The sequence below is a fragment of the Flavobacterium sp. Leaf359 genome, from assembly GCF_001423985.1.
GTDB classification, from domain to species: Bacteria; Bacteroidota; Bacteroidia; order Flavobacteriales; family Flavobacteriaceae; genus Flavobacterium; species Flavobacterium lindanitolerans.
The window spans coordinates 51,960-54,293 of the sequence record NZ_LMPW01000001.1 but is presented as its reverse complement, the minus strand read 5'-3'; the positions used below and the strand labels follow the sequence as shown (position 1 = coordinate 54,293).

Genomic DNA, 2,334 nt, shown 5'->3' with positions numbered 1-2,334 from the left:
TTATATCATTTACACTTTTACTGCTATATAAAAGATAATAATTCTTTGGAGAATTGTTGGTTAGGGTTATTTTTAAATCAGTGCTATCTTTTATTGAAGTGTTAGTTAGCCTGATATCTATATCGGATCGAATCTCTTTTTGATTATATTTTGCACATCCTATAAAGAAGAAGCAAATAAAAATTATCTTTTTCATAGTAGCGAGGCATTAAATTTTTCCAATATATTGCAGTTCAACATTATTTAAGAACTTATAGTTCCTCACTTTTTTAATATCAAAGGAACCCTATTCGAAACAATTTCCTTTTCATATAATTCATAACCCATTTGCTCTAAAGAATCCTTAATGGTTTTAGGCAAAGCATTTTTAAAATATTCGTTACCAATGTAATAATATGCATAAACGTAGTACTGTTTATCTGGTAACATCGTATCAGTCATATATCCGTAATAACAATCTTCAGAGACGTTCGTTTTCATCCTGAAAGGGATGCTTAGTTTTATTTTTTGTTTGGGTTTTAGCTTTAAAATATCTTTAGTTGTATGAACTGGGCTATCGTATGGACACGATCCTTCATACAATTTAAGATCGATACTTGAATTTTCATCGTCAACAATAACCGCACTTATGGTATATAAAGCTCCACTGTTGTTAAATTCTTTCATTATATCATTTACACTTTTACTGCTATATAAAAGATAATAATTCTTTAGAGAATTGTTGGTTATGGTTATTTTTAAATCAGTGCTATCTTTTATGGAAGTGTTAGTTAGTTTCATATCTATATCGGATCGGATTTCACTTCGATTATATTTTGCACATCCTATAAAGAAGAAGCAAATAATTATGTTTTTCATATCAGCGAGGCATTAAATTTTTCCAATATATTGCAGTTCAATGTAGGCTTCCCCTTTTTATAAGACTATATAAAGAAAACTGTTTTAATCAACAATTTTTATTGGCACTTTATTTTTGGATTCTATGATTCCATGATAAATATCGTATCCGTTCTCATTTATGGTTTTTAAATCAGTCCTAGATAAATTTTTTTTATAATTTGTGGTGTCGCTATAAATAAAAATTTTAGCAAAATATTCTTTATTTTTTTCAATATTGATTGATAAATACTGTAAAGGATTTCCATAAGGGAGATTGACATACCATTCAAAATACAAGGTTTCATATGGATGAATAACAAAATTTGCCTGATCGTAATAAAATCTACTCAGCTCATATTCAGGATAATCAAGACCTTTTAATATTGCTTTTTTTCTATCATCATCAAGAAGATCACATTCTGACCTTTCTTTAATATGGTCTTTAATAGTTATCCTATTATCTTTCTCATCTAAAAATATCATATATGCATTATCAAGCCATAGGTAATCCTTTCCTAACGGCATTTTTGAATTCAGATATCTATTAAAATAATAAGATTTATTATCATAATTTGTTAGTTTATATAAAATTATATTTTTAGATTTTTTTAAATAAATAGAGTCGTTATTATCAAATTTAATCCCCTTTCTTTCATAAGAGTAAATTTGTTTATTTATGATTTCGAGTTCTAATCCCTTTTTACTATTACAGGAAATCAAAAATAAAAAGAGTAATAATGTCGATGTTTTTTTCATATTTTACTTGTCGAGTAGCTTAGTTAATCTTAAAATTTCAGCAGCTGTATCTGATGACCCATCCCCTAATCTTTGCACAAATCTATAAGCCTCTCTTTCTAAAAACATTAACCCACGAGATTGTGTACCATACATATGATTATAAGATATTTCTCCATAACTCATTCGAATTCTATCCACTTGTGTATATCCTTTAAAAATGAACGTATATTGAAGAGCATGATAACTCTCATGAAACAACGTTCTTGCTAATTGATAATTAGATCTAAAAGCATCTCTATATAATGATATTGTATTAGTCTCATCAAAATATTCTGCACTTGCAGATCTATTTTTAGAATCATTTGTAATATCAATTTCAATTTCTGGGGATGTTGCTAGTTTATATATCTCCGCCAAGTTATCAACATCATTAAGAAGTGCTTTTACCGAACTCATGTTTACTGCAGGTTTTGCATCAGGATCTACTTTATGAAATCTACTTCTAAAAGAGCTTCTTTCATCCAAATAACTTTTAAAATTATGGGCCACATGGTTCAAACCGCTGGTAATTACTCCCTGCCTAAATCCATCAATAAATTTCCCTCCGGCAGCAATCATAGAGCCTTTAAAAAATTAGGGTTTCTGGCATAAAAACCACTGGAATTGCCAATGTGCTGAAATCCAATTTTTTTTTCAAATAACTTATTGCATTATAGC

General features: G+C 28.5%; 4 protein-coding genes. All 4 read right to left on the bottom strand.

All coding sequences use genetic code 11. From position 1 onward, the window contains the following. Positions 1 to 196: hypothetical protein (locus ASG38_RS18165; RefSeq protein ID WP_235498540.1), on the bottom strand; the 196-nt coding region annotated here is incomplete at its 3' end. A gap of 65 nt (positions 197 to 261) precedes the next feature. Beyond that, entirely contained in the window at positions 262 to 780 is a 519-nt protein-coding gene (locus tag ASG38_RS00180; RefSeq protein WP_157485939.1) for a hypothetical protein, read from the bottom strand. A 162-nt stretch (positions 781 to 942) separates the two neighbouring features. Next, a complete protein-coding gene (locus ASG38_RS00175) occupies positions 943 to 1,635 on the bottom strand; it encodes a hypothetical protein (protein ID WP_056065417.1) in 693 nt (230 codons plus the stop codon). A 3-nt stretch (positions 1,636 to 1,638) separates the two neighbouring features. Further along, entirely contained in the window at positions 1,639 to 2,235 is a 597-nt protein-coding gene (locus ASG38_RS00170; RefSeq protein WP_056065413.1) for a hypothetical protein, read from the bottom strand. Positions 2,236 to 2,334: the final 99 nt, after the last annotated feature.

What these genes read in the sequence shown, in the direction of transcription:
- ASG38_RS00175 (WP_056065417.1), bottom strand. Translation starts at nt 1,635, where the DNA reads ATGAAAAAAACATCGACATTATTACTCTTTTTATTTTTGATTTCCTGT.
- ASG38_RS00170 (WP_056065413.1), bottom strand. Translation starts at nt 2,235, where the DNA reads ATGATTGCTGCCGGAGGGAAATTTATTGATGGATTTAGGCAGGGAGTA.
- ASG38_RS00180 (WP_157485939.1), bottom strand. Translation starts at nt 780, where the DNA reads ATGAAACTAACTAACACTTCCATAAAAGATAGCACTGATTTAAAAATA.